The organism is Rhodococcus indonesiensis (assembly GCF_047782815.1).
GTDB lineage: Bacteria > Actinomycetota > Actinomycetes > Mycobacteriales > Mycobacteriaceae > Rhodococcus > Rhodococcus indonesiensis.
Genome location: NZ_CP180630.1, coordinates 2,814,408 through 2,839,220 on the forward strand (window position 1 = coordinate 2,814,408; position 24,813 = coordinate 2,839,220).

At 71.9% G+C, this 24,813-nt stretch carries 19 protein-coding genes and 1 pseudogene; 17 read left to right on the plus strand and 3 right to left on the minus strand.

All coding sequences use genetic code 11. The features are described 5' to 3' along the window. Positions 1-45: 45 nt before the first annotated feature. Positions 46-171, minus strand: a pseudogene (locus ACM26Y_RS13055) (VOC family protein); the annotation flags it as partial. Between the two features lie 1,362 nt (positions 172-1,533). On the opposite strand from ACM26Y_RS13055, the gene soxR reads away from it, so the two are divergent. The 3 genes from soxR (at position 1,534) to ACM26Y_RS13070 (ending at position 4,618) form a co-directional block, all read left to right on the plus strand. Further along, entirely contained in the window at positions 1,534-1,989 is a 456-nt protein-coding gene (gene soxR / locus ACM26Y_RS13060) for a redox-sensitive transcriptional activator SoxR (protein WP_416061116.1), read from the plus strand. Positions 1,990-2,076: 87 nt separating this feature from the next. Continuing rightward, a complete protein-coding gene (locus ACM26Y_RS13065; RefSeq protein ID WP_289382433.1) occupies positions 2,077-3,108 on the plus strand; it encodes a tyrosine-type recombinase/integrase in 1,032 nt (343 codons plus the stop codon). Between the two features lie 130 nt (positions 3,109-3,238). Then, complete coding sequence (locus ACM26Y_RS13070) at positions 3,239-4,618, plus strand: NAD(P)/FAD-dependent oxidoreductase (protein WP_040782818.1); 1,380 nt, start codon at positions 3,239-3,241, stop codon at positions 4,616-4,618. A gap of 25 nt (positions 4,619-4,643) precedes the next feature. Here ACM26Y_RS13070 and ACM26Y_RS13075 read toward each other — a convergent pair whose 3' ends face one another. Both ACM26Y_RS13075 and ACM26Y_RS13080 read right to left on the minus strand, forming a co-directional pair. Further along, positions 4,644-5,090, minus strand: coding sequence for a PaaI family thioesterase (locus ACM26Y_RS13075; RefSeq protein ID WP_054375012.1), 447 nt, complete (start codon positions 5,088-5,090; stop codon positions 4,644-4,646). Between the two features lie 213 nt (positions 5,091-5,303). Continuing rightward, entirely contained in the window at positions 5,304-6,020 is a 717-nt protein-coding gene (locus tag ACM26Y_RS13080; protein ID WP_416061117.1) for a hypothetical protein, read from the minus strand. 144 nt (positions 6,021-6,164) lie between these two features. On the opposite strand from ACM26Y_RS13080, the gene ACM26Y_RS13085 reads away from it, so the two are divergent. From ACM26Y_RS13085 to ACM26Y_RS13150, 14 genes are all read left to right on the plus strand, one after another. Further along, positions 6,165-7,580: an iron chelate uptake ABC transporter family permease subunit gene (locus ACM26Y_RS13085; protein ID WP_416061118.1), complete on the plus strand. Its 1,416-nt coding sequence runs from the start codon at positions 6,165-6,167 to the stop codon at positions 7,578-7,580. Continuing rightward, positions 7,577-8,668, plus strand: a complete 1,092-nt coding sequence (locus ACM26Y_RS13090) for a FecCD family ABC transporter permease (RefSeq protein ID WP_003937254.1) — start codon at positions 7,577-7,579, stop codon at positions 8,666-8,668. Before ACM26Y_RS13085 ends, ACM26Y_RS13090 begins: the two co-directional genes overlap by 4 nt. Further along, positions 8,665-9,591: an ABC transporter ATP-binding protein gene (locus tag ACM26Y_RS13095; RefSeq protein ID WP_416061119.1), complete on the plus strand. Its 927-nt coding sequence runs from the start codon at positions 8,665-8,667 to the stop codon at positions 9,589-9,591. Before ACM26Y_RS13090 ends, ACM26Y_RS13095 begins: the two co-directional genes overlap by 4 nt. A gap of 9 nt (positions 9,592-9,600) precedes the next feature. After that, complete coding sequence (locus tag ACM26Y_RS13100; RefSeq protein WP_040782821.1) at positions 9,601-10,023, plus strand: BlaI/MecI/CopY family transcriptional regulator; 423 nt, start codon at positions 9,601-9,603, stop codon at positions 10,021-10,023. A gap of 17 nt (positions 10,024-10,040) precedes the next feature. Further along, positions 10,041-10,994 (plus strand): M56 family metallopeptidase, encoded by a 954-nt coding sequence (locus ACM26Y_RS13105; RefSeq protein ID WP_003937257.1) that lies wholly within the window; start codon positions 10,041-10,043, stop codon positions 10,992-10,994. Between the two features lie 70 nt (positions 10,995-11,064). After that, complete coding sequence (gene gndA / locus ACM26Y_RS13110) at positions 11,065-12,516, plus strand: NADP-dependent phosphogluconate dehydrogenase (RefSeq protein ID WP_003937258.1); 1,452 nt, start codon at positions 11,065-11,067, stop codon at positions 12,514-12,516. A gap of 41 nt (positions 12,517-12,557) precedes the next feature. Beyond that, positions 12,558-13,427, plus strand: coding sequence for a DMT family transporter (locus ACM26Y_RS13115; RefSeq protein ID WP_003937259.1), 870 nt, complete (start codon positions 12,558-12,560; stop codon positions 13,425-13,427). Positions 13,428-13,437: 10 nt separating this feature from the next. Beyond that, positions 13,438-14,877 carry a GuaB1 family IMP dehydrogenase-related protein gene (locus ACM26Y_RS13120; protein WP_416061120.1) on the plus strand — a complete coding sequence of 480 codons (1,440 nt, stop codon included), beginning with the start codon at positions 13,438-13,440 and terminating at the stop codon, positions 14,875-14,877. A gap of 251 nt (positions 14,878-15,128) precedes the next feature. Next, on the plus strand, positions 15,129-16,502 hold the full coding sequence (locus ACM26Y_RS13125; protein ID WP_416061121.1) for a hemolysin family protein: 1,374 nt from the start codon (positions 15,129-15,131) through the stop codon (positions 16,500-16,502). Continuing rightward, the gene (locus tag ACM26Y_RS13130) at positions 16,502-17,587 is read left to right on the plus strand and encodes a hemolysin family protein (RefSeq protein ID WP_289381657.1); all 1,086 of its coding nucleotides are present in this window, start codon (positions 16,502-16,504) and stop codon (positions 17,585-17,587) included. Before ACM26Y_RS13125 ends, ACM26Y_RS13130 begins: the two co-directional genes overlap by 1 nt. An 85-nt stretch (positions 17,588-17,672) precedes the next feature. Then, the gene (locus ACM26Y_RS13135; RefSeq protein WP_416061122.1) at positions 17,673-18,584 is read left to right on the plus strand and encodes a 3-methyladenine DNA glycosylase; all 912 of its coding nucleotides are present in this window, start codon (positions 17,673-17,675) and stop codon (positions 18,582-18,584) included. A gap of 110 nt (positions 18,585-18,694) precedes the next feature. Beyond that, complete coding sequence (locus ACM26Y_RS13140; protein WP_416061123.1) at positions 18,695-21,781, plus strand: ATP-binding protein; 3,087 nt, start codon at positions 18,695-18,697, stop codon at positions 21,779-21,781. Positions 21,782-21,878: 97 nt separating this feature from the next. Further along, a complete protein-coding gene (locus ACM26Y_RS13145; protein WP_289382190.1) occupies positions 21,879-23,297 on the plus strand; it encodes an FAD-binding oxidoreductase in 1,419 nt (472 codons plus the stop codon). Positions 23,298-23,335: 38 nt separating this feature from the next. Beyond that, positions 23,336-24,733 (plus strand): hypothetical protein, encoded by a 1,398-nt coding sequence (locus ACM26Y_RS13150; protein ID WP_416061124.1) that lies wholly within the window; start codon positions 23,336-23,338, stop codon positions 24,731-24,733. Positions 24,734-24,813: the final 80 nt, after the last annotated feature.

Sequence of the window (24,813 nt, forward strand, 5' to 3'; positions counted from 1 at the left end):
GCGGTGACCCGGGATCAGCGTTCGGTCACCGCCGCGAGTGCCCGCTCATCGTCCGAGCGGGCTGGAGAAGACCAACCCGTTGCCCTTGTTGTCGTAGACCGCGGCGCGGCGCTCGTGCGCGTCGTCGTACGGGCCCTTCACGATGCCGCCGCCGGCTTCTTCGACGGCCTGCTAGAACTTGATCGGCTCGTCGGTCGACAGCACGATCATCTTCACTTCATGGCTGCTCACGAAAACCCTCGTTCGGCGAATGTCCGGAAAGCCTGAGGTGATCGCCACCGAGACAACGAGAGTCGATCGTCCCGTCGGACACCGGTCGACCCACCCCGCCCGAGTTACGTCACAGTGTCGAATCGATGCGGATCTATCCACGGGCGAGGGGAGGAGGCTCGCGTCCGCATCGCGAGCCCACGGCGGCGATAGTCCGCCCCGCACGATGCCGGCACACGCCGGATGCTTCCGAGGTGTGCCGGCAACGCGCGCGAGCGAGTCGCCGTGGATCGAATGCCGGTGCGCCAGCGCACGACCCCGGACCTCGCCCCGTTAATCGTCACTGTGACGAATTGATCGTCAGCCGCCGAGCCGTGGAGGGGACGAGGCGGGTCGCGCCGGAACGCGAGCGAGGCCGAGCGGAGATTCGCGGGTGGCAGCCGGGACGCGTTCGGCCGGCGGGTGCATGCAGTCGTCGCGCCGGTCACGAACCGCCGATGCGAATGCCGGGCGGCGTGCGCCGCACCGGGGCGGACGAACGCCGTCAGTGCGGGCGCCGCCGGCACGGACACATTCGCGGCATTCTCGGCACTCGATCGGGCCTCGCGCGGAACAAGCTGCTGGTCACCGTCGTACACCGGATTGCCGATAAGGCACATTATGTCAAGTAGCGTGCCGGAAGCCTCCCCACGGGACGGTGGGACGCGGGTGCCCGAACCGGCCGATGGCCCGAACCGGGCGCGTGCAGAATCGGCACCGGCAGACGTGACCGGCCGGCCCCACCCGCGCCTCCCGCCGCCGGCGCGGCGTCACGCCCGGTCGTTTGCGTCGCCTCGACGATCAACCGAATCGTCGCATTCGACAGGCAATCTTCCCGGCGTGGATCCAGGCGTGACAGCCGGTGCCGCACGAGCCGTCGATGCCCGTGCCCCATGCGCCGCAGCACCGGCCCACGCCCTCTCCCCACCACTCCCGCGGACCACTCACCTATTATTGATAACAATAATGATGGATAATCACCGTTATCCATCACACCCGCAAGGGTGCGCGGCGGTGTCGTTGGACGAGCCGCGCCCGGTCCCCCCACGGCGCCGCCGCGGGCGTCGAGCCTCGGCCTACCCCGAGTCGTTGCCGACCGCCACGCCCGCTGACCGCCGGCCCCGCACCGCCCGCACTGTCGCGGCGAGGGCTGTCACACACCACCATCTCCTCCCCCTCGGTGGACGAGGTCGGCCACGTGGCCGGACCGGTCCCCCTCGCCGTACAGTCGGTGCGACGAACGGCAGGTCCGTGGGGCCGGCCCCGGAGTCGGGAGGAACGGCGATGCCGCCGAACGTGTGGTTGACCCCGGGCGAGTTGTCGGCCCGGTCGGGGGTGGCGGTGTCCGCGCTGCACTACTACGAGGCCCGCGGCCTGATCGCCAGCAGGCGCACCTCCGGGAACCGGCGCAGTTACCGGCGTGACACGCTCCGTCGCCTGGCCTTCATCCGCGTCGCGCAGGGGGTGGGGGTTTCCCTCGACGAGATCCGGGAGGCCCTCGACTCGTTGCCGGACAGCCGGGTGCCCACCGCGGCGGACTGGGCGCGGCTGTCGCGGCAGTGGCACGACCGGCTCACCGAACGGATCGAGGCGCTCACCGCCCTGCGGGACAGTTTCACCGAGTGCATCGGTTGCGGCTGCCTGAGCCTGGCGTCGTGCCCGTTGGCCAACCCCGGCGATGTGCTCGGCGCCCGGGGACCGGGACCCCAGCGCCTCGGCGGGACCGGGTCACCCCGGTAGTCCGCGACCGCAGGTCCCACCGTTCCCGTCGGCCCCGGATGTCACACTGGTATCGCACAGGTGTACGACGGGGATGCGGGGAGGGTGATGACAGGCCGGGTGGATCCGGGGCTGCTGGACTGGGTGGCCGCGTACCTCGAGACCCTGCAGACGGCGAAGCGGTCCGCGCACACGATCAAGGCGTATCGGCTGGATCTGCACGCGGTGTGCGAGGAGCTCGCCGTCCGGCTCTCGGTCGCCCCGGGCGAGCTGTGCGTGCAGGACATCACGATCCGGGCGATGCGCTCGGCGTTCGCCACCTTTGCGCGGGAGCGGCAGCCGGCGTCGGTGCGGCGGGCCTGGTCGGTGTGGAACAGTTTCTGCAACTTCCTGGTCTCCGAAGGCGTGTCGGAGGGCAACCCGATGGCGTCGATCGCCCAGCCGAAACGCCCCCAGCACACCCCGAAGTCGTTCACGCCCAAGGCGATCGGGCAACTCGTCGACACCCTCACCGTCGAGGCGCAGCGGCCCGCCGCCTCGGCGCGGCAGTGGCCCCAGCGGGATCTGGCGCTGATCGCGACCTTGCTGCTGACCGGTATCCGCTCGGAGGAGCTGATCCGTCTCGATCTCGGCAGCGTGCTCGGCGGCACCCGCTCCCCCGTGCTGCGGGTGATGGGCAAGGGCGCCGTGGAACGGCAGATCCCGCTCGAGCCGAGCTGGACCGCGATCGTCTCGGCGTATCTCGAGGAGCGCTACACCCGGTTCCCGCCGACGCATCGGCCCCGGCGCGGCGACGACGAGACGCTCGCGGTGTGGGAGCGTTATCCCCCGGCCGATCCGCTGTTCGTCGGCGCCGACGGCCGCCGGATCACCCGCGGCACGCTGCAGTACCGGGTGCGGCGGATGTACCGGATGGCGGGCATCGAGGGCGAGCGCAAACGCGGCGCCCTCGCCCACGCGCTGCGGCACACCTTCGCCACCAGCCTGGCCGACGGCGGGGCGACGATGGTGGAGCTGCAGCAGCTGCTCGGCCACCGGTCGCTGCAGACCGTGCAGATCTACACGTCGGCGACGGACGACGCGGTCCGGCACGCCGCCCGGCACAACCCGGTCTACGGGCTGCTCGACCGGCACGAGTGACGCCCGGGCCGCACGGGACGCGTAAGCCTGTGGCGAGCGGGTATAGCTGACAGACTGGGGGCGGCGCGGGAGCCCCGCCGCTCCTCCGCCACCGGTTGCCCGGTCGACCCGAGACATCGAGGAGCACGGAATGAGCATCCAGTCGGTTGAGCCACGTCGTCACCATGTGGTGGTGATCGGATCCGGATTCGGGGGTCTGTTCGCCACCAAGGCCCTCGCACGTGCCGACGTGGACGTCACCGTCGTCGCTCGGACCACCCATCACCTCTTCCAGCCGCTGCTGTACCAGGTGGCGACGGGCATCCTGTCGGTGGGTGACATCGCGCCGCCGACCCGGCTGGTACTGCGCAAGCAGAAGAACGCGCAGGTGCTGCTCGGCGACGTCGAGTCGATCGATCTGGCGCGGCAGACCGTGACGTCCCGGTTCCTCGAGCGGGAGACGGTCACGCCGTTCGACAGCCTGATCGTGGCCGCCGGGGCGGGCCAGTCGTACTTCGGCAACGATCACTTCGCCGAGTTCGCGCCCGGCATGAAGACGATCGACGACGCGCTCGAGTTGCGGGGCCGGATCCTGGGGGCGTTCGAGCAGGCGGAGCTGTCCGAGGACCCGGCCGAGCAGCGCCGGCTGCTGACGTTCGTGGTGGTCGGGGCGGGACCGACCGGGGTGGAACTCGCGGGACAGATCGCCGAGTTGTCCCATCACACGCTGCGGGGCGCGTTCCGCAACATCGATCCGGCGGCCGCGCGGGTGGTGCTGCTCGACGGGGCGCCGGACGTGCTGCCGGTGTACGGGGGCAAGCTCAGCGCCAAGGCCCGCCAGACCCTCGAGAAGCTGGGGGTGGAGATCCAGCTCAACGCGATGGTCACCGACGTGGATGCGACGGGCCTGACGGTCAAGGACAAGGACGGCACCGAGCGCCGGATCGAGTCGCAGTGCAAGGTGTGGTCGGCGGGCGTGTCGGCGAGTCCGCTGGGCCGCCGGCTCGCCGAGCAGTCCGGTGCCGAGGTCGACCGGGCGGGCCGAGTGCTGGTGAATCCGGACCTGTCGCTGCCCGGTCATCCGAACGTGTTCGTCATCGGCGACATGATGGCGCTGGACAAGTTGCCGGGCCTGGCGCAGGTGGCGATGCAGGGCGGCAAGTATGCGGCGCGGCAGATCGTGGCGGGCCTGGCAGGTCACAGTCCGGCCGAACGCAAGCCGTTCAAGTATTTCGACAAGGGGTCGATGGCCACGATCAGCCGGTTCAGCGCGGTCGCGAAGGTCGGCAAGCTCGAGATCAGCGGGTTCGTCGGCTGGGTGGCCTGGCTGGGGATCCACCTGCTGTACCTGGTGGGGTTCTCGAGCAAGCTGTCGACCCTGCTGTCGTGGGCGACGACGTTCCTGACCCGGGGCCGAAACGAGATGGCCTCGACGGAGCAGCAGGTGTTCGCCCGCAACGCGATCGACCGGCTGCAGCGACATACCGAGGAGGCCGAGCGCGGCAGCCGCGGGCGCCGCGCCGCGGGGTGAGGCGGGTCGGCAGCCGGGCCGCCGGTCAGTTGCCCAGGGCGTCGGGATCGAGGATGTTGGCCAGGCGCACCTGCCCGTGCGCGACGGTGCGCTGCTGCTCGTCGGTGATGGCGACCTGCCACAGCTGCTGGCTGCGCCCCCGCTGGACGGGGGTGGCGGTGGCGGTGAGCACCCCTTCGCGGGTGGCGCGGATGAAGTCGGTGTTGTTGTTGACGCCGACCACCTTGCCGCGGTCGCCGAGCCAGATGCTGCCGGCGAAGCTGGCGACGGATTCGACGACGGCGCAGTAGACGCCGCCGTGGACGATGCCGAACGGCTGGTGCTGGTTCGGGGTGACGGTCCAGTGGGCGCGGACCCGGTCGGGAGTCAGTTCGGTGAACTCGAGGCCGAGGACGGAACCGAAGCCGTCGTTGTGCTGGGCGGTGACGGCCGCGGGGTCGGAGAGTTGTTCCTGGGTGGGCAGATCGGTCATGTGTCACTCCGTCCGGGTCGTGCCAGCTTCCTGGCGCGGGCCCGGCGCCGGTCGCCGGGTCTGGAAGGGATGCTAGGACATCGCCGGCGGCACGCAGTGCCGGGACGAGCCGGCGGGCCTCGCGTAGTGCACGCGAGGCCCGCCGTGGGAAGGACCGGGGGTCTCTGCAGCCCTCAGGACTCCGGCGCGGTCCGGCAGTAACAACACCGCCAATTATAGGGAAGGCTTACCTAATTTGTAAAGCCCACGTACCGGCACACCCAGCGCCAGGAACGCGTCCAGCAGGAGCTGACCCCGGCGCGCCGCGACGGCGCGGGAGGTGCCGGCCAGCAGGGGGATCTGCGCGGCGCCCGCCACGACGGTGCGGCCGAGCAGGGACCACAGGCGCGGCTGCTCGACGGGGGCACACCGCGCCAGCGACGCGTAGGCGGCATGCAGCGCGGTGGTGGCGCGGTGTGCGGTCCACCGGGCGAGCGCCTCCTCGCACGGCAGCACGACGACCGTCTCGGCGGCGGCGGGATCGTCGGGCAGCACCCGCAGGGTGTCGTCCGCGACCGCGGCCCAGTCGATGCCGCCGTCGCTGTCCTGGTGGATCCACAGGTTGTCGAGCCCGGGGTCCCAGCAGCGCGCCTCGAGCAGGTAGGGGGCGAGGACCCGGCCCGCGACGACGTGGACGAGGGCGGCCGCCACCTGGTCGGCGGCGATCCGCGGATCGGCGACGTCCTCGAGCGCGCGGGCGTACAGCAGCGCGATCCGCCGGTCCCGGTCGGGGTCGGCGAGCCGCCACCAGCGGCGGCGGGGTTCGTCGTCGATGCGGGCGACGGCGTAGACGCGGGGAGCGTGCGGCACCAGCAGCCGCAGGCGGGCGTCGGTGTCCCCGAACGCGGGGACCTGCACCGGGGTGGATCTCGGTGGCAGCAGGGTTGTCATCGACACCTCCTGATCGGCGGATCATCACTATTAGGTAAGCCTAACCATGGCATCGCGGCCCGGTGGATGCAACCCCGGAAGATAGGGTTCGGTAACCTAACCCTCGTTCGGCCGAGAACGCGTCCCCCCGAGGAGCCCCCGCCTGTGACCACCCTCCGCCCCCCGGAGACGCCGCCTGTCGCGGACGCCCCCTCCCTCCCCCGCCGTCTCGCCGCCGAGGCCGGCGACCTGAGCCTGCTCGCCGTGCCCGCCGTCATCGGCGTGCTGCTCGTCCGCGCCCTGTCCGACGCCCACGGCGGCGGCCAGACCGACCGCGTCGTCTTCGGGGGCACCGCCCTCGCCGTCACCGTCGGCCTGTGGTGGTACAACCGCGGGCACCGCGAAGGCACCACCGGACGCAGCCTCGGCAAACAGTGGACCGGACTGGTCACCCGCGACCGCGGCCACGGCGGACCGGTCGGGGCGCGGCGCAGCCTGCTGCGCCGCGGCACCGAGGTCGTCACCGACCGCGTCGCGGCCGCCGACGGATTCGTCCCCCTCGCGGCCGACACGAGTGTCGGCGCCGTCCGCCGTCGCCGCCTGCTCGGCCTGCTGGCCATCGCCGCGGTACTGGTGGTGGTGCTGCTCGCCGGGATCGCCGTCGGCGCCCGGCCGATGACCATCGCCGAGGTCGTCCACGCCCTCACCGCCGCCGACGGCTCCGACACCGACGTGATCGTGCACACCCTGCGGATCCCGCGCACCGTGCTCGGCCTCGTGGTGGGCATCGCTCTCGGCGTCGCCGGCGCCCTCATCCAGGGCCACACCCGCAACCCCCTGGCCGACGCCGGCCTGCTCGGACTCAATGCCGGAGCGGCCTTCTTCGTGGTCCTCTCGATCTATCTGCTCGGGATGGCCACCCCCGGGCAGTACCTGTGGTTCGCCTTCGCCGGGTCGTTCACCGCCAGTGTCGTGGTCTTCGGGTTGTCCTCCCTCGGGGGCGGCCGCGCCGGACCGTTGACCCTGGCCCTGGCGGGCGCGGCCGTGGCGTTCTTCCTGCAGGCGATGACGCATGCGGTGGTGCTGCTCGACCAGACCACCCTCGACGGCTACCGGTTCTGGATCGTCGGTTCGGTCGCCGGCCGCGACCTCGAGGTGCTGTGGCAGGTGCTGCCGTTCCTCGCGACCGGACTGCTGCTGGCGGTGGTGAACACTCCCGGCCTCAATGTGCTCGGACTCGGTGAGGACGTCGCCCGGTCCCTGGGCACGAACGTCGCCGCCGCCCGCACCGTCGGCATCGTCGCCATCACCCTGCTCACCGGCGCCGCGACCGCGGCCTGCGGACCGATCGCCTTCATCGGCCTCGTTGTCCCGCACGTCGCCCGGGCGATCACCGGCCCGGACTACCGCTGGTTGCTTCCCTACGCCGGGCTGCTCGGCGGAGTGATGCTCGTCCTGGCCGACGTCATCGGCCGGATCGTGGTCCGCCCCGGGGAACTGCAGGTCGGCATCGTTCTCGCCCTGATGGGTGCACCGTTCTTCATCGCGCTCGTGCGCCGGCGCCGGCTGGTGGCCCTGTGACCGCGCCGGCCGACACCGGCCGCACCCGGGCGACGGTCCCGTCCCGACCGGCACTGCGGATCGGCCCGGTCTCCCTCGTGTGGCGACCGCGTGCGGTGGTCGTGTGCCTGGCCCTGGTGGCGGCGACGTTCCTGCTGCTGTGCGTCGGGCTCGGCCGCGGCGACTATCCGCTGTCGGTACCGCAGGTGATCTCGGTGCTCGCCGGCGCCGGGGAGCAACTCGACCGGTTCATCGTCCTGGAGCTGCGCCTGCCGCGCGGCCTCGCGGCGGTGCTCGTCGGCGCGGCACTCGCCGTCGCCGGTGCCCTGACCCAGACGGTGTCCCGCAATCCGCTGGCCAGCCCGGACATCCTCGGCGTCACCGCCGGCGCGAGCGCGGCCGCGGTCGCGCTCATCGTCGCCGCCGGATCCGGGACGCTCGCCGGGGTACTCGGCGCGCTCGGACTGCCCCTGGCCGCGCTGTGCGGGGCCCTGCTCACCGCCACGGCGGTGTACGTCCTGGCCTGGCGCGGCGGGGTGGAGGGCTTCCGGCTCGTGCTGATCGGGATCGGCACCAACGCGCTGTTCGTCGCGCTGACGAACTGGATGCTGGTCTCGGCCGACATCAACGACGTGTCCCAGGCGCAGGTGTGGCTCACCGGGTCGCTCAACGGCGCCGGATGGTCGCAGGTCGTGCCGACGGCCGTGGCGCTGGCCGTCCTGACCGGCTGGCTCGCCACCGCCGCCTTCACGATGGGGGCCCTGCGGCTCGGGGACGAGACGGCCCGCTCCCTCGGGGTGCGATTGCAGACCCAGCGGGCGGTGCTGCTGCTGTCCGCCTGCGCCCTGGTCGGTGTCGCCACCGCGGCGGCGGGGCCGATCGGGTTCGTCGCGCTCGCGGCCCCGCAGATCGCCCTGCGCCTCGTGCGCTCCCCCGGCCCGCCGCTGATCGCCTCCGCCCTGACCGGAGCGGCCCTGGTCACCGGCGCCGACATCCTCGCCCGCACGGTGCTGCCCGTCGCGCTGCCCGTCGGTCTGGTCACCTCCGCCCTCGGCGGACCGTTCCTGCTGTATCTGCTCGTGCGCTCGAACCGGAAGGTGTCGCTGTGACCCGAACCCCCCGCACCGACGACGTCGCCGCGCCCGATCCCGCGGACAGCGCCGGCGCCCCGCCGCGGCTCGTCGCGCGGGACCTCGCGCTCGGCTACGGCGACCGGCTCGTCGTCGACGGCCTGGAGCTGACCGTGCCCACCGGGGTGATCACGACCGTGATCGGGCCCAACGGGTGCGGCAAGTCCACCTTGCTGCGGGCGCTGGCCCGGTTGCTGCGCCCGCGCCGCGGCAGCGTGCTGCTCGACGGGCACGCGATCTCCTCGATGCGCACCCGCGACGTCGCGCGGGTGCTGGGCATGTTGCCGCAGGCACCGGTTGCGCCGGAGGGCCTGACCGTCGCCGACCTCGTCGCCCGGGGGCGGCACCCGCACCAGTCGTGGCTGCGGCAGTGGTCCGCCGACGACGAGGGTGAGGTCGCCGTCGCACTGGACCGGACCGGCATCACCGAACTCGCCGACCGCCCGGTCGACCAGCTCTCCGGCGGGCAGCGGCAGCGGGCTTGGATCTCGATGGCGCTGGCGCAGGGCACCGACGTGCTGCTGCTCGACGAGCCGACCACCTATCTGGATCTGGCGCACTCGGTGGAGGTGCTCGACCTCGTCGACCGGCTGCACTCGGAGCTCGACCGCACCGTGGTGATGGTGCTGCACGATCTGAATCTCGCGATCCGCTACAGCGACCACCTGGTGGTGATGAAGGAGGGCCGGATCGTCCGCGCGGGCCCGCCGGCGCAGGTGATCACCGAGGAGTTGCTGCGGGAGGTGTTCGCGCTCGACGCGGCGGTGATCGACGACCCGGTCTCGGACCGGCCGCTGGTCGTACCGATCGGCACCCGGCACGTGTTCGGCACGGCGGGCGGACCGGACACGAGAACACGTACTACTTCAGGTAGTACGACACACTCGTCGGAGACCCGGTAAACTTGTGTCATGGCAGCACTCGGAGAACTCGAACGCGCAGTGATGGACCACCTGTGGTCCTCCACCGAACCGCAGACCGTCCGGCAGGTCCACGAGGCCCTCGCCGCCCGGCGCTCCCTCGCGTACACCACCGTCATGACCGTTCTCCAGCGCCTCGCGAAGAAGAACCTCGTCATCCAGCAGCGCGACGACCGCGCCCACCGCTACGTGCCGGTGCACGGCCGCGAAGAACTCGTCGCCAGCCTCATGGTCGACGCCCTCGACCAGGCCGACGAGTCCGCCGGGCGGGTCGCCGCCCTCGTCCACTTCATCGGGCGTGTCAACCCCGACGAGGCCGCCGCGCTGCGCGAGGCCCTCGCCGCCCTCGAGGCCCAGCAGGACGGGCAGACCCGTCCCGCCGTCGCCGACCCGGGTACCGGTCGGGCGAGCTGACTGGCACACTCGGTGCCATGAACGCGACCACCGCGCTGGTCTTCGGCATCCTCGCGCTGCTGCTGGCCGGGCCGGTTCCGGCCCTGCTCAGTCGCGCCACCTGGCCGTACCGCAACCCCCGCCCCGCCCTGGTGCTGTGGCAGGCGGTGGCGCTCGCGGCCGTGCTGTCCGCGTTCAGCTCCGGCCTGGCCATCGCATCGCTGCTGCTCGTCCCCGGTGAGGACGGCCGGCCCACCACCGCCCCGCTCCAGGAGATCGACGCCCTCGGCCTGCCCCTGTGGCTGACCTACGTCGTGGTCTTCGCTCTCACCGTGCTGATCGGTGCACGGCTGATGTATTCGATTCTGCGTGTCGGTGTCCGCACCCGCCGCCGGCGGGCCCGGCACCGCATGCTCGTCGACCTGCTCGACCGGCGCGACAGCGGCGCCTCGGTGCGACAGCTGTCCCATGTGCGCGTCCTCGACACCGCCGAACCCGTCGCCTACTGCCTGCCGGGCCTGCGGCACCGGGTCGTGCTCAGCGAAGGCACCCTCGACCACCTCGCCGACGACGAGATCCGCGCCATCCTCCGCCACGAGCACTCGCACCTGCGGGCCCGGCACGACCTCGTCCTCGAGGCGTTCACCGCCGTCTACGAGGCCTTCCCCCGCTGGGTGCGGTCCCGGTCGGCGCTCGGCTCGGTGCAGCTGCTCGTCGAGATGCTCGCCGACGACTCCGCCGTGCGCGTCACCGGCCCCACCCCGCTGGCCCGGGCCCTGGTCGCCTGCGCCGGCGCCCGCACCCCCCAGGGCGCCCTTGCCGTCGGCGGCCCGTCCACCGTGCTGCGGGTCAAGCGCCTCGCCGAACCCGGACCGGACCTGCGCACCGCCGTGACCGCCTACACCGCGGCCGCCGCGATCCTCGTCGTGCCCACCGTCGCGGTCGCCGTGCCGTGGCTGACCGAACTCGGCCGCCTGCTGCGCGCCTGGTGACCCCCCGCCGGCCGCGCCGGTAGCACGCCCCCGATTTCGATCCCGTCCGGGTTCGGGGGAAGCTGTACCCATGACCGTCGAACGCACCGAGAATCCCCGCGCCCAGATCGGCGTGACCGGCCTGGCCGTCATGGGGTCGAACATCGCCCGCAACTTCGCCCGCCACGGCCACACCGTCGCGCTGCACAACCGCAGCGTCGCCAAGACCGACGCCCTGCTCGAAGCGCACGGCGACGATGGCGACTTCGTACGCACCGAAACCATCGACGAGTTCGTCGCCGCCCTGCAGAAGCCGCGCCGGGTGCTCGTCATGGTCAAGGCCGGCGACGCCACCGACGCGGTCATCGACGAACTCGCGCACGCGATGGAACCCGGCGACATCATCATCGACGGCGGCAACGCCCTCTACACCGACACCATCCGCCGCGAAGCCGCCCTGCGCGCACGCGGCCTGCACTTCGTCGGCGCCGGCATCTCCGGCGGCGAGGAGGGCGCCCTCAACGGCCCGTCGATCATGCCCGGCGGCCCCGCCGAGTCCTACGAGGCGCTCGGCCCGCTCCTCGAGTCCATCTCCGCCCACGTCGACGGCACCCCGTGCTGCACCCACATCGGCCCCGACGGCTCCGGCCATTTCGTGAAGATGGTGCACAACGGCATCGAGTACGCCGACATGCAGCTCATCGGCGAGGCCTACCACCTGCTGCGCGACGCGCTCGGCTACGACGCCCCGAAGATCGCCGAGGTGTTCTCCGAGTGGAACACCGGCACCCTCGAGTCCTACCTGATCGAGATCACCGCCGACGTCCTGCGCCAGACCGACGCGAGCACCGGCAAACCCCTCGTCGACGTCATCGTCGACGCCGCCGAGCAGAAGGGCACCGGACGCTGGACCGTCAAGTCCGCCCTCGACCTCGGTGTGCCGGTCACCGGCATCGCCGAGGCCGTGTTCGCCCGCGCCCTGTCCGGCTCCCGCACCCAGCGGGCCGCCGCCCGCGGCCTGGCCTCCGGCACCCTCGGCGACAAGCCCACCGACGCCGCACAGTTCACCGAGGACATCCGCCGCGCCCTCTACGCGTCGAAGATCGTCGCCTACGCGCAGGGCTTCGATCAGATCGCCGCCGGCAGCGCCGAATACGGCTGGAACGTCGACCGCGCCGCCCTGGCCACCATCTGGCGCGGCGGCTGCATCATCCGCGCCCAGTTCCTCAACCGCATCAAGGAGGCCTACGACGCCGACCCGCAGCTGCCCAGCCTGATCCTCGCCCCCTACTTCCGCGAGGCCATCGAGGCCGGCATCGACAGCTGGCGCCGCGTCGTCGCCACCGCCACCATGCTCGGCATCCCCGTCCCCGCGTTCGCCTCCTCGCTGTCGTACTACGACGGTCTGCGCGCCGACCGCCTGCCCGCCGCCCTCACCCAGGGCCAGCGCGACTTCTTCGGCGCCCACACCTACGAGCGCATCGACGCCGACGGCAAGTTCCACACCCTCTGGAGCGGGGACCGCACCGAGGTCCGCGCCTGACTGCGCCCGCACGGCACCTCGGTAGGGCATAGTTTGTGCCCATGAGCGGCACCGTCACGGCGTCCGTCGTGTGCGCGCTGGCCGCCGCGCTCCTGTTCGCGGCGGCCAGCGTCGCCCAGCAACGCTCCGCCGAAGCCGTTCCCGCCGGCGAGCCCCTCGTCGCCGCCCTGATCCGCAGCCCCCGCTGGTGGGCCGGGGTGGTCGGCGACGGCGGCGGCTACCTGCTGCAGGTCGCCGCCCTCGCCCTCGGGCCGGTTCTGGTGGTCCAGCCGCTGCTGGTGTCGTCGCTGCTGTTCGCCCTCCCCCTGTCCGCCGCGTTCTCCGGTTCCCGCATCACCCGCCCCACCTGGCTGACCGCGGCGGCGTTGTGCGCAGCGCTGGTGGTGTTCCTCGTCGTCGGCGACCCCACCGCCGGCGAGATCGACGCCCCCTGGCACGAGTGGATCCTCCCACTCGGCGCGGTGTGCGCCGTCGTGTCCGCCGCCGCCGCGACCGGGCTGCTCGGCCACGACCCCGGCACGCGGGCGATGGCGCTCGGCGCGGCCAGCGGCCTGCTCTACGGCGTGGCGGTGGCGTTCACCAAGTACGTCACCGACCTGTTCGAACACGGCCTGCGTCCCGTGGTCGGCGCCTGGCAGACCTGGGCCCTGCTCGGCGCCGGCCTGCTCGGCGTCTACCTCCAGCAACGCGCCTTCCAGGCCGGCCCGCTCGCCGCGTCCCTGCCGGCGATCACCATCGGCGAACCCCTCGCCGCCGTCTTCCTCGGCATGACCGTCCTCGACGAACGGCTCCGGGTCGACGGCCCGGCCCTCGCCCTCGTCGTCGCCTCGGTCGTGGTGATGCTGATCGCCACGGTGGCGCTCTCCCGCAGCCAGGCCCGGCTCACCACGCCCGCCGCCACCGGCGCGTAGCATTCGGCAGGTGCGCTTCCTCGACGGTCACCAGCCCCCGTACGACCTGACCTACGACGACGTGTTCCTCGTCCCGAACCGCTCCGCCGTCGCGTCCCGGTTCGACGTGGACCTGTCCACCGTGGACGGTTCCGGCACCACCATCCCCATCGTGGTCGCCAACATGACCGCCGTGTCCGGGCGCCGCATGGCCGAGACCGTCGCCCGCCGCGGCGGACTCGTCGTGCTCCCCCAGGACCTGCCGGCCGGCACCGTCGCCGAGACCGTCGCGTTCGTCAAGAGCCGCCACCTCGTCGCCGACACCCCCGTCACCCTCGGTCCCGAGGACTCCGTCTCCGACGCCCTCGCCCTCCTGCCCAAACGCGCCCACGGCGCCGTCGTCGTCGTCGACGAGAACCGCTGCCCCGTCGGGGTCGTCACCGAAGCCTCCTGCCGCGAGGTCGACCGGTTCGCGCGGCTGCGCACGGTCGCCATCCGCGACTTCGCCACCGCCTCCGTCGGCTCGTCGCCCCGGGAAGCGTTCGCACTGCTCGAAGCCAAACACGACCCGCTGGTCGTGCTCACCCACGACGACGGCACCCTCGCCGGGGTCCTGACCCGCACCGGCGCCGTCCGCGCCGGCATCTACACCCCGGCCGTCGACGCCGCCGGGGCACTGCGCATCGGCGCCGCCGTCGGCGTCAACGGCGACGTCGCCGCCAAGGCCGCGGGCCTCGTCGACGCCGGCGTCGACCTGCTCGTCCTCGACACCGCGCACGGTCACCAGGAGAAGATGCTCGACGCCCTGAAACGGATCGCGGCGCTCGACCTGCCCGTCCCTCTCGTCGCCGGCAACGTCGTCTCCGCCGCCGGCACCCGCGAACTGCTCGACGCCGGCGCGGACATCGTCAAGGTCGGCGTCGGACCCGGAGCCATGTGCACCACCCGCATGATGACCGGCGTCGGACGCCCCCAGTTCTCCGCCGTCGCCGAATGCGCCCGCACCGCCCGCGAACTCGGGGCGCACGTCTGGGCCGACGGCGGGGTGCGTCACCCCCGCGACGTCGCGCTCGCCGTCGCCGCCGGCGCCGCCAACGTCATGATCGGGTCCTGGTTCGCCGGCACCTACGAATCGCCCGGCGAACTGCGCTACGACGAGACCGGCCACCCCTACAAGGAGAGCTTCGGCATGGCCTCCAAGCGTGCGGTCGCCGCCCGCACCGTCGACGACTCCGCCTTCGACCGCGCCCGCAAGGCCCTGTTCGAGGAAGGGATCTCCACCTCCCGCATCCGCATCGACCCGCAACGGCCCGGTGTCGAGGACCTGATCGACCACATCTGTTCCGGGGTGCGCAGCACCTGCACGTACGCCGGTGCCCGCACCCTCGAGGACCTGCACACCAACGCCGTCCTCGGCGTCCAGTCGGCCGCCGGATTCGCCGAAGGACGGCCCCTGCCCACCGGATGGTGACCGCACCGCACGAGGCCGGACACGGTCCGTAGAATGATGCCTCACCGTGAACGCCCGCACCTCGGGCCCGACGAGAGGAAACCGGTGCCTGCGGCACCCACCACCATTTCGACACGACCTCCGGCCACCACGGGCGACGCGGAGTCCGACTCCGCCGGTTCGGAGGGCTCCCCTAGCGAGCCGGGTGACATACCCGGCCGGACCCCCACGACATCGGAGCGGAGCTTGCCACCGGCCCGGGAGCGGTGCTGATGTCCGTCCTCCTGTCCATCCTCAGCCTCATCGGGTTCATCGCCCTGACCGCGGGCACCGCGGTGTTCGTGGCGGCCGAATTCTCCCTCACCGCCCTCGAACGCAGCACCGTCGACGCGCACGCCCGCGACGGTGACCTGCGCGCACGCCAGGTCCAGCACGCCCACCGCACCCTGTCCTTCCAGCTCTCCGGCGCCCAGCTCGGCATCACCATCACCACCCTGATCACCGGCTACCTCGCCGAACCGGTCCTCGCCCGGTTCCTCGACCCGCTGCTGCGCGCAGCCGGACTCGGCGCCGCCCTCGCCTCCGGCATCTCCCTGGCCCTGGCCCTGATCATCGCCACCTCGTTCTCGATGGTCTTCGGTGAGCTCGTACCGAAGAACCTCGCCATCGCGCGGCCCCTGGCCACCGCCCGCGCCACCGCCGGCCTGCAGGCCGGCTTCTCACTGATCTTCAAATGGGCGATCCGCGGACTCAACGGCGCCGCCAACCGCATCGTGCGGCGCCTGGGCATCGAACCGGCCGAGGAACTGCGCTCGGCGCGCTCCCCGGAGGAACTCGGATCACTGGTGCGCGCCTCGGCGGAACGCGGCGCCCTCGACGAGAACACCGCGCTGCTCGTGGGACGCTCGCTGCGCTTCGGGGAACGCACCGCCGAAGATCTCATGACCCCCCGCGTCACCATCGAGTCCCTCGACGTCCACGACACCGTCCTCGACCTCATCGACGCCTCGTCGCGCACCGGCTACTCCCGCTTCCCGGTCGTCGACGGCGATCTCGACGCCACCGTCGGCGTCGTCCACGTCAAGCACGCGTTCACCGTGCCCGCGCGGCGCCGCGCCCACACCCAGCTGCACACTCTTGCCCGGCAGGTGCCCGTCGTGCCGTCCACCCTCGACGGGGACGCGGTCATGGAACGGGTCCGCTCCGACGGCATGCAGGTCGCACTCGTCGTCGACGAATACGGCGGCACCGCCGGCATCGTCACCATGGAGGACCTGATCGAGGAGATCGTCGGCGACGTCCGCGACGAACACGACGAACCCGAGCCCGAAGCGCAGCGCGTCGAGCAGGGCTGGTCCTGCTCGGGCCTGCTGCGCATCGACGAAGTCGCCCACCTGACGGGATACCACGCCCCGGACGGCGAATACGAGACGCTCGGCGGGCTGCTCCTCACCGAACTCGGGCAGATCCCCGACTCCGGCGACGAGGTGCTGCTGCCGCACCGGCCGGGCGATGCCGACCACCGCTGGCGGGCCCGGGTCCTCGACATGGACGGGCACCGCATCGACCGCGTCCTGCTCGTCCCCACCGGCGAGCCCCCCGACGTGGACGATCACGCACCCGGCCACGAGAACGGAGACCGGTGATGAACGACTGGCTCGCGGTGCTGCTCACCGTGCTGCTCCTCGCCGGCAACGCCTTCTTCGTCGGCGCCGAGTTCGCCCTCATCACCGCTCGCCGCGACCGGCTCGAAGCTCTCGTCGGGCAGGGTAAGAAACGGGCCCAGACCGTCATCGGCGCCGGGGAGCATCTGTCGCTCATGCTCGCCGGGTCACAGCTCGGGATCACCATCTGCTCGATCCTGCTCGGCCGCGTCGGCGAACCGGCCATCGCGCACCTGATCGAAACACCCATGCACGCGCTCGGCGTGCCGGACTCCCTGCTGCACCCGATCGGTTTCGCGCTCGCCCTCACGATCGTCGTGGTGCTGCACATCCTGCTCGGCGAGATGGTTCCGAAGAACATCGCCATCGCCGGACCGGAGCGCTCGGCGATGCTGCTCGTGCCGACCCACCTGCTGTTCATGAAGGTGGCCCGGCCACTGATCGCGTTCTACAACCTGTGCGCCAACGCCAGCCTGCGCCTGCTGCGGGTGGAACCGAAGGACGAACTGGACGTCACCGTCACCGAGCTCGAACTGTCCGAGATGATCGGCGAATCCCGCTCGGAGGGACTGCTCGACGAGGAGGAACACCGGCGCCTGACCCAGGCCCTCCAGACCAGCGGACGGACCGTCGCGGACGTGACGATCCCCCTGTCCGGGGTCCGCACGGTCCCGCTCGGACCGGCCGGCACCACACTCGGAGCTGTCGAGCAGGCCGTCACCGAGACCGGCTACTCCCGGTACCCGGCGGAGACCGCACACGGGGAACTGGCCGGCTATCTGCACCTGAAGGACGTCCTCGACCTCGTGCGCGACGAATCGGCGGGGCCGGACACCCTCATCGCGACCGCCGAGATCCGGCCCCTGCCCCCGGTGCCGGTCGACGCCCCACTCGACGACGCCCTGTCGCTGCTGCGGCGCACCAGCTCCCACCTCGGCGGAGTCGTCGACGGGCACGGGACGTTGATCGGCATCGTCGCCCTCGAAGATCTCGTCGAACAGTTCGTCGGCACCGTGCGGGACACCACCCACCGGATGGCCGACCCGGGACCGGGACCCCGGACGTGAACCCCGCCGTGAACCCCACCCCCACGCCCGCCGGTCGGCTCCGCCGCAGCCTGCCCGGTACCGCAATAAAATCATTGCAGCATCGATGCATTCGTTACGGGCGGGAACCGTGACCACGGTCCTGGCACCCGAGCAGTGGCTGCCGCGCCGGGAGCGGCACCGCCACCGCCTGACGACGCTGCTCGGCCCCTACCTCGACCGGCGAGCGCGCGGCGCCACCCACCCGGTGATCGACTTCCTGTTCACCTACTACAGCTTCACGCCGTCCCAGCTCATGCGCTGGCACCCCGGCTTCGGAACCACCCTCACCGGCTCCGCATCGACGGAGTACGCCGCCCTGCGGGGCTACCGGGCCACCGGTACCGGGGTCACGGCCGACCCCGCCCACCTGACCCGACGGCGCGAGACCGTCCGCTACGTCACCGGCCTGCTCGAGGCCACGTCTTCCCGGCCGGCACACCTGGGCTGCTTCGGTCTCCACGAATGGGCGATGCTCTACCGCACTCGGCCCGAAGACGTCCGCCACAGTGCCGTGCCGCTGCGCCTCGGGCACACCGGCACCGACGCCGTCGTCGAGTCGTTGCAGCTGCGCTGCACGCATTACGACGCATACCGGTTCTTCACCCCCGCCGCCGGGCCCCTCAACCTCGAACCACTCACCCGCGACGACCAGGTACGGCGGGAACAACCGGGCTGCCTGCACGCCGCGATGGACCTGTACAAATACTGCTACAAACTCACCCCGCTGCTCGACGCGGACCTGACCGTCGACTGCTTCGAACTGGCCTACGCCGCCCGCGAACTCGACATGCGAGCCAGCCCGTACGACCTGAGCGAATACGGCTATCCGCCGATACGGATCGAGACACCCCGCGGCCGGGCGGAGTACGTCCGCGAGCAGACGACCCTGGCCGAGCGGTCCATCACGCTGCGCGCGGCGCTGCTCGACCGGTGCCGGCGGTTGCTCGATGCCGACCGGGAGCACGCCGGCCGCTGAGCGGACACCGCTGCCCGCCCTGTCCCGGGACGTCCCCGGCGCGCGGCGCGGCACCCGCGACGAGGGATACCCGCCGGGTCTAGGCTGAACTCTGGAGAGGCCACGAGCTGATGCTGTACGTCTCCGTCCTGGGTGAGCAGTCGATCACCGACGACACGACCGGCGCCGTCGTGACGCGGTCCCCCCGCGGCACGACACTGGTTGCCTTCCTCGCCCTCCACGCCGGAGTTCCCCAGCCCCGCCAGCTCATCGCCCCCCTGTTCTGGCCCGACTCGACCACCGCCCAGGCCCTGACCAACCTGCGCCGCGAACTGCACCACCTGCGCCGTGCCCTCGACGACGACCCGGCCGTCGAGGTGACCCCGCGGGACCTGTGCTGGCGCGACACCGAGACCAGCCGGGTGGACCTACGGGTCTTCACCGTCGAGTACCACGCCGCCCGGGCAGCCGCGACCAGCGGCGACGACGACGCGGCGCTGCGGCACGCCACCACGGCGCTCTCCGAATACCGCGGCTCCCTGCTGCCCGGCATGTACGACGACTGGATCCTCGAAGCCCGTTCGGATCTCGAACGGCACTGCCTCGACCTGTGCGATCTGCTGTGCCGGATCCGGACCCGCACCGGCGACCTCCCCGGGGCGATCGACGCCGTCCGCCGCCGGATCCACCTCCGCCCCCTGGAAGAGAGCGGATACCGCACCCTGATGAACCTGCAGGCCGACCACGGCGACCGCGCCGGCGCGGTGAGCACCTATCACCGCTGCGCAGCCCTCCTCGAACGCGAACTCGGGGTAGCACCGGACCCGGCGACGCGCACACTTGCCGACCGCCTCCTCGCCCACGCCGCCCCCACCGCCGAACCGGCGACGAAGCGGCCCGAACTCGCCGCCCCGGCACTCGTCGGACGCACCCGCGAACTCCACCGGCTGCACGAGACATGGCGCACGGCGGCCGCCGGCCACCCCACCCTCGTCCTCGTCACCGGCGGCGCCGGCGTCGGCAAGACCCGCCTGGTCGCCGAACTCGCCGCCACAGCCCGCGCACAACCCGCGGTGGTGGCCGGCACCCAGTGCTTCGGAACGTCCGGACGGCTCGCCCTCGCCCCCGTAGCGGACTGGCTCCGTACCCCCGCGGTACAGCCCGCGCTCGCCGCGCTCGACCCGATCTGGCGCGCCGAAGTCGACAGGCTCGTACCGTCCGGCACGACCCGCCCGGACCCCGGCGCCGGCTTCCGGGCGATGGTCGACGCCTGGCAGCGCCTCCGATTCTTCGAAGGCCTGGCGCGGGCGCTGATCGGCGGCGGCCGCCCGGTGTTGCTCACCCTCGACAACATCCAGTGGTGCGACCCGGAGACACTGACGTTCCTGACGTTCTGCCTGTCCCTGACCCCCGACGCACCCCTGATGGTGGCCGCGACCGCCCGCACCGACGACACCGACGAGAGCCGAGACCTCGAGCAATGGGCGGTCCGCATGCGGACCGCCGGCCTGCTCACCGACCTGCCACTACGGCCCCTGGAGGCCTCCGGCACCGCCCGCCTGGCCGAAGCACTCGGGGGGCGCCCGCTCGACCCGCAGGCCACCGAACTACTGCACGCGACCACCGGTGGCTTCCCGCTCTACATCGTCGAAGCGATGCACAGCGGACCGGGCCGCGCCCCCGCCGGCAGCCTGACCGACGTGCTGCACGACCGGATCGGGCAGGTGAGCCCCGCCGCACGGGACGTCGCCGGACTCGCCGCGGCGGTAGGCCGCGACTTCACCCTCGACCTGCTCACCGAGGCCAGCGACCTCGACGCCGACGCCGTGGTGCGCGCCGTCGACGAGCTGTGGCAACGCAGAATCCTGCGACAGTTCCACGACGGCTACGACTTCTCCCACGACCTGCTCCGCGACGCCGCCTACGCCCGGATCAGCCCACCCAAACGCTGGCTGCTGCACCGCCGTCTCGCGCAGAGCCTCGAACTGCTGCACGCCGACGACAGCGACAGCGTCTCGGCGCAACTCGCCGAGCAGTACGCCCGCGGGGGACGACCGGACCGGGCCGTGACCTACTACCGTCGCGCGGCCGATGTCGCCTCGAGCACCTTCGCCCACACCGAGGCGATCCGACTGCACAAGAAGGCACTCGCCATTGCCCGCACCCAACTCGAGGGGCGCAGCGCCGCCCTGCAGGAACTCGCCGTCCGCGAAGCGATGGCGGCGCCGCTCAACGCCGGATACGGCTACTCCTCCCCCGAACTACAGCAGACCCTCGAGCGCTCGATCCGGCTGGCCGAATCCCTCGGCCGCAAGGACTCCCTCCTGGCCGGCCTCGTCGGCCTCTGGTCGTCGCGGTTCGTGCAGGGAAACATCGCCGGCGCCCACGAGGTCGCGACCCGCGCACTGACTCTCGTCGACCCCGGCTCCCCGCTGCGCGGATCGGCCCACTTCGCATTCGCCGGTTCGGCCGTCGAACTCGGCCGCCCCGAGGAGGCGCTCCACCACTTCGACCGTGCGGCCGCACTGACCCGGGGCGCTCCCTCGTTGACCGTCGGCACCCGGCCCGACGTGCACGGCAGCGCCTGGGCGGCCCACGCCCACTGGCTGCTCGGCCACACCGACGCCGCCCTGACCTGCTGCACCGAGGCTGTCCGGCTGGCCCGGACGATCGACCATCCCTACAGCCTGGCCGTCGCCCTGGCCTACAGCGGCATCACCCACCACCTCCGGGCAGACCGCGCCGCCCTCGACGCCGCCGTCGCGGAACTGACCGACCTGTGCACCCGGTACGGATTCGCCTACTACAGCGAATGGGCGCTGATTCTCGACGGGTGGTCCCGCGGCGGCGAGGCCGGCCTCGCGCAGACGCGGCGCGGCATCGACACGCTCCGATCGGCCGGTTCGTTCGCCCGGATGCCGTACTGGCTCTCGCTGCTCGCCGACCTGTCGGTGCGGGAAGGAGATCCCGGCGCCGCCCGGGCCGCGCTCGACGCCGCCATCGTCGCCGGACAGGCCCGCGACGACCTGTGGTGGCTGCCCGAGGTGATGCGGATGCGCGCGGCGCACGACGACCACGACGCCGCGATCACGCGGCTGCGCGCCGCCGCCCGGACCGCGGCCGCCCACGGCAGTGCCGCCCTGCTCCGGCGCTGCGCGCGGGACCTCGCCGAGCACGGCGTCGACCTGCCGCTCCCGGGCGTTCCCCCGGCCCGGTGACCGGCTGCGCGCACTCGAACGCTGCGCGAACGCCCTCTTCCTAGGGTCGACGGTACAACGCCCGCACCGGCGAGCGACCGACCCGAAAGGGACTCCCGTGACCACCATCTCGACCCGACCGGCCGGCGCTGTGCCGTACGACGACCTGGCCGCGACCCTGCGCGGCGAGCTGATCACCCCCGACGACACCCGTTACGACACGGCGCGTGCCGTCTACAACGGCATGATCGACAAACACCCCGCGGCGATCGCACGCTGCCGGGACGCCGCCGACGTCGTTTCCTGCGTCCGCTTCGGCCGCGCCCACGCGCTCACCCTGGCCGTGCGCGGCGGCGGGCACAACGCCGGCGGCCTCGGCGTGTGGGACGACGCGCTCGTCGTCGACCTGTCACTGATGTGCAGTACCACAGTCGATCCGGCACACCACACCGTCCGAGTCGACGGCGGATGCACCTGGGGCGACGTCGACCACGCCACGGTCGCCTTCGGCATGGCCACCCCGTCCGGCTTCCTCTCGTCCACAGGTGTGGGTGGGCTGACCCTCGGGGGCGGCATCGGGTACCTCTCCCGGCGCTTCGGGCTGACCGTCGACAACCTTCTGTCCGCCGATGTGGTCCTCGCCGACGGCACGCTCGTGACAGCCGACGAGAGCTCCCACAGCGACCTGTTCTGGGCGTTGCGCGGCGGCGGCGGGAACTTCGGCATCGTGACCTCCTTCACCTTCCGCTGCCACGACATCGGCGAAGCCGGCATTGTCGTCGGCGGCCCGGTGCTCTACGACCTCGCCGACACCGCCGACGTCATGCGCTGGTACCGGGAACTGCTGCCGGCGCTCCCGGAGGAACTCAACGGCTGGATCGCGCTGCTCACCGTCCCGCCCGCCGCCCCGTTCCCCGAGGACCTGTGGGGCCGCAGGTGCTGCGGCATCGTCTGGTGCTACACCGGACCGCACGCCAAGGCCGACGAGGTGCTCGACCCCGTCCGGACCTACGGCTCGCCGCTGCTGGTCGGCCTGCACGAGATGCCCTTCACTGCCCTGCAGAGCGCGTTCGACGCCCTCTACCCGCCCGGCCTGCAGTGGTACTGGCGGGCGGACTTCTTCGACGAGATCACCGACGCCGCGATCGACGTGCACTGCCGGTACGGGCAGCAGCTGCCGACCGGTCACTCCACCATGCACCTCTATCCCATCGACGGCGCCACCAGCCGCGTCCCCGAGGACGCGACTCCCTTCGCGTACCGGGGCGGCGGATGGGCGGGGGTCATCGTCGGCGTCGACCCCGACCCCGCCAACGCCGGCCTCATCACCCGGTGGGCTCGCGACTACTGGGAGCAGCTGCACCCGACCTCAGCCGGCGGCGCCTACGTCAATTTCCTGATGAGCGAAGGACAGGACCGGGTCGAAGCCGCCTACCGGGGCAACTACGACCGGCTCACCCGGATCAAGCGGCGCTACGACCCGGACAACGTCTTCCACATCAACCAGAACATCCGGCCCGCCGCGTCCGACCGGTAGCCCGCAATCGCACCTGCTCGGATCGGAGAGGAACGGACATGCCCACGCACAGGCTGGAAACGGACTATCTGGTGATCGGCTGCGGCGCGGCCGGCATGGCGTTCGCGGACGCAGTGATCACCGATTCCGACGCGGACGTCGTCATGGTGGACCGGCGTCACGCCCCGGGCGGGCACTGGAACGAGGCCTACCCGTTCGTACGGCTGCACCAGCCGTCCGCGTACTACGGCGTCAACTCGCTGCAGCTCGGGACGGACGTCATCGACCGCACCGGCCCCAACCGCGGCATGTACGAACAGGCGAGCGCACCGGAGATCTGTGCATACTTCGACCGTGTCATGCGCAGAAATCTGCTGACATCCGGAGCGGTGCGTTACTTCCCCATGAGCGAATACGTCGGTGACCACCGCTTCGTCTCCCGGATCTCCCCCGACCGGTACGAGGTGAAGGTCCGCACCGCCCTCGTCGACGCCACCTACCTCGAGCCCGCGATACCCGCAACGTTCACACCACCGTTCGACGTGGCCCCCGGCGTCCGCTGCGTCCCCGTCGACGCCCTCGCGCGCGTCGACGAACCGCCCGAACGGTTCGTGATCATCGGGGCGGGCAAGACCGCGATGGACGCGTGCCTGTGGCTGCTGCAACTCGGCCTGCCCCCGGATGCGATCCAGTGGATCAAACCCCGGGAGGCGTGGCTGCGCAACCGACGGTTCGCCCAGGGTGGGGAACTGGTCGACGACTTGATCGAGGGTCTGGCCCGGCAGATGGAAGCCGCCGCCCGGGCGAGGACGCCGGCCGAGCTGTTCGCCCGGCTCGAGGCGAGCGAACAGCTGCTGCGCGTCGACGAGCACGCCATCCCCACCATGTACAAGGGCCCGACCGTCAGCACCGCCGAACTCGAGCAACTCCGCCGCATCGAGGACGTCGTCCGGCTCGGGCATGTGCGACGCATCGAACACGACGCGATCGTGCTCGACCGCGGCACGATCCGCACCGGGCCCGGCCACCTGCACGTCCACTGCGCCGCCCCGGGCTTGAACCCGGCCCCGGCCGTCCCGATCTTCCAGCAGGGCCGTATCACCTTGCAGCCTGTCCGTACCGGGCTCATCCCGTTCAATGCCGCCCTCGTCGGATTCGTGGAGGCCACCGGCCGGGACCTGGTCGAGAAGAACCGGCTCTGCCCACCGAACCGGCTACCGGACGTCCCTCTCGACTGGATCCGCGGAACCCTCGTCGAGACGAACGCCGAGTACGCATGGTCCAAGGAACCGGACATGGCGGACTGGCTCGAGCGTTCCCGCCTCAACACCTCCCGGGGGCTCCGGCACCGCGCCGACCGGCCCCTCGTCCGGGAAGCGACGAGACGATTCGCCACTCACGTCCGCCCCGCCCTCGCCAACCTCACCGGACTGCTCGACGCCCGGCAAGCGGCATGAGCCCCCGGCTCGCCCGGCCCGCCCGGGCGGGCCGGGTTCCCGGACCACCCCGTATGATCTGAGCGATTACGGCTACTCGC